Source organism: Stenotrophomonas sp. 3diitr2024 (assembly GCF_042136455.1).
GTDB lineage: Bacteria > Pseudomonadota > Gammaproteobacteria > Xanthomonadales > Xanthomonadaceae > Stenotrophomonas > Stenotrophomonas sepilia.
Genome location: NZ_JBHHMJ010000584.1, coordinates 1 through 2630, shown reverse-complemented (window position 1 = coordinate 2630; position 2630 = coordinate 1). Strand labels below are relative to the sequence as shown.

The 2630-nt window shown below is 64.0% G+C and carries 2 protein-coding genes and 1 pseudogene; 1 reads left to right on the top strand and 2 read right to left on the bottom strand.

Annotated features, from left to right (window positions below):
- Positions 1-27: 27 nt before the first annotated feature.
- Positions 28-789 (bottom strand): sulfite exporter TauE/SafE family protein, encoded by a 762-nt coding sequence (locus ABGA94_RS15090; RefSeq protein WP_375367676.1) that lies wholly within the window; start codon positions 787-789, stop codon positions 28-30.
- A gap of 134 nt (positions 790-923) precedes the next feature.
- On the bottom strand, positions 924-1613 hold the full coding sequence (gene crp, locus ABGA94_RS15085) for a cAMP-activated global transcriptional regulator CRP (protein WP_010482649.1): 690 nt from the start codon (positions 1611-1613) through the stop codon (positions 924-926).
- A 149-nt stretch (positions 1614-1762) separates the two neighbouring features.
- On the opposite strand from crp, the pseudogene speD reads away from it, so the two are divergent.
- Positions 1763-2521: pseudogene (gene speD, locus ABGA94_RS15080) on the top strand (adenosylmethionine decarboxylase); the annotation flags it as partial.
- Between the last annotated feature and the right edge of the window lie 109 nt (positions 2522-2630).

The window sequence follows — 2630 nt, the reverse complement described above, 5'->3', positions numbered from 1 at the left end:
TAGTGCCGGCCGCTGGCCGGCAAGCGCTCAGCGCCCCAGGTGCCCGTGCACCGCATGCCCGATCTGGAACAGGCTGATGCCCAGTACCAGCACGCCCACGGCCACCAGCACCCAGCGCTCCTTCACCCGCTTGACCAGGATTGCTGCCACCGGAGCGGCCATCATGCCGCCGATCAGCAGGCCGGCAACGATCTGCAGGTGCTGCACGCCCATCGACAACAGGAAGGTCGCTGACACCGTCAACGTGACCACGAACTCGGCTGCGTTGACTGTTCCGATGGTGGTGCGCGCCTGGCCGCCGCGGGCGAGCAGGGTGGACGTCGCGATCGGCCCCCAGCCACCGCCGCCGCTGGCGTCGAGCAGGCCGGCGAAGAAGCCCAGCACCGGCACCCGGCGGATCTCGCCCTTGGGCATCCAGCGCCCAGCGGCGCGGGCCAGGATGATGATCGCCAGCACCAGCAGGTACAGGTAGATCAGTGGCCGGATGATCTCGCCCGGGATCTGCGTGAGCACGTACGCGCCCACGGCACCGCCCACTGCGCCGGGCAGGGCCAGGCGCAGGAACAGGCGTTTATCGACATTTCCGGCTGCGAGGTGCGACACCCCCGAGGCGCCCGTGGTGAACACTTCAGCGGTGTGGATGCTGGCGCTGACCTGCGCCGGGGGCAGGCCCATGCTCAGCATCACCGACGAGGACACCAGGCCGAACGCCATGCCCAATGCACCGTCCACCAGCTGTGCGCCGAGGCCGATGAGGATGAACCACCAGAATTCGCTGCTCAGCTCCATGCCCCGAGCCTAGCCCAGCAGGCCGCGCAGGGGCCGTGTAGAGCTGAACCCATGCGCGGCTGCCTTCGACGGACAGCAGCCGAGCGTCGGCTCGGCTCTACAGGATGGCTCGGCAGCCTTGGGTTGCCTTGCAATCAACGGGTGCCGTACAGCACCACGGTCTTGCCGCGGGCATGCAGCAGGCCGTCGGTCTGCAGCTTCTTCAGCACGCGGCCGGCCATTTCGCGCGAGCAGCCGACCAGTCGCGCCAGTTCCTGTCGCGATACGCGCAGTTGGCTGCCCTGCGGGTGGCTCATCGCCTCCGGTTCCTGCGCCAGGTCGTGCAGGGTGCGCACGATCCGGTCGGTCACGTCCAGGAATGCCAGGCGGCTGGCCTTGCGGCTGGTGTCGAGCAGGCGCTTGGAAATCTGCTGGCCCAGCGCGTACAGCAGGCGCGGGGCATCGGCCGACAGCGGGCCGAGGAACAGCTGATGCAGGCGCTCGTAGCTGATTTCAGCCAGCTCGCAGGCGGTACGGGTCCGCAGGATCACCTCCCGGCGGTCCGATTCGACGAACAGGCCCATCTCGCCGACGAACTCGCCGGCACCGAAGTAGCCCAGCACAAGCTCGCGATCGTCATCTTCCTCGGCCATGATCGAAACCGAGCCGCTGATGACGTAATACAGGGTTCCCGCCGGGTCTCCGGGCCGGAAGACGTCGGTACGGGTGGGATATCGCCGCCTGTGGCTGTGCGCCAGGAAACGATCGATTGTGGCGATATCCAGGGCCAGTGGACTGCTAGCTAGGCGCACGGTTGACACGATAGGAGCGCTCCCTCTGCGCATGAACGGATTCACGGGGTCGATAGCGGAGCTTAACCAGCGCAATTGTTAAGGGCAAACAGTGTGCCAGAACTCTTGCGTCTTCACGTTCCCCCCGGGGGCAGTTTGCCCCATAATTCCCCCTTTCCCTTCTTACACAGGAATCGACCGCCGTGGTCAAGCCGTTGCCTCGCCTGAGGCTGCAGGGTTTCAACAACCTCACCAAGGCGCTGAGCTTCAACATCTATGACGTGTGTTACGCGCGCACCGAAGAGGAGCGTCAGCGTTACATTGAATACATCGATGAAGAGTACAACGCCGACAGGCTGACTCAGATCTTGACCGATGTCGCCGAGATCATCGGCGCCAACATCCTGAACGTGGCCCGCCAGGACTACGATCCGCAGGGTGCCTCGGTGACCATCCTGATCTCCGAAGAACCGGTGATCGACAAGAAGCTGGCCGGCAAGGAGCTGATCTCCGACGCCGTGGTCGCGCACATGGACAAGAGCCACATCACGGTCCATACCTACCCGGAAACCCATCCGCAGGAAGGTATCGCCACGTTCCGCGCGGACATCGACGTGGCCACCTGTGGCGTCATTTCCCCGCTGAAGGCCCTGAACTACCTGATCGAGAGCCTCGAGTCGGACATCGTGATCATGGACTACCGCGTCCGTGGCTTCACCCGCGATGTGAAGGGCAAGAAGCACTTCATCGACCACAAGATCAACTCGATCCAGAACTTCCTGGCCAAGAACATCAAGTCGCGTTACGAGATGTTCGACGTCAACGTCTACCAGGAGAACATCTTCCACACGAAGATGCACCTGAAGGACTTCGACCTGGACCAGTACCTGTTCGAGGAAAAGGCCAAGAACCTGTCGTTCAAGGAACGCATGAAGATCGAAGCGCTGCTCAAGCGCGAGATCGGCAAGCGGTTGCCGGAAATCATGACCCACGCGCCGGACATGCCGCGCCTGGTACACGCTTGGCTGACCCAGCAGGTGGAGGGGCGCCACGAGCTGGCGATGCGCTCGC

What these genes read in the sequence shown, in the direction of transcription:
- ABGA94_RS15090 (WP_375367676.1), bottom strand. Translation starts at nt 789, where the DNA reads ATGGAGCTGAGCAGCGAATTCTGGTGGTTCATCCTCATCGGCCTCGGC.
- crp (WP_010482649.1), bottom strand. Translation starts at nt 1,613, where the DNA reads ATGCGCAGAGGGAGCGCTCCTATCGTGTCAACCGTGCGCCTAGCTAGC.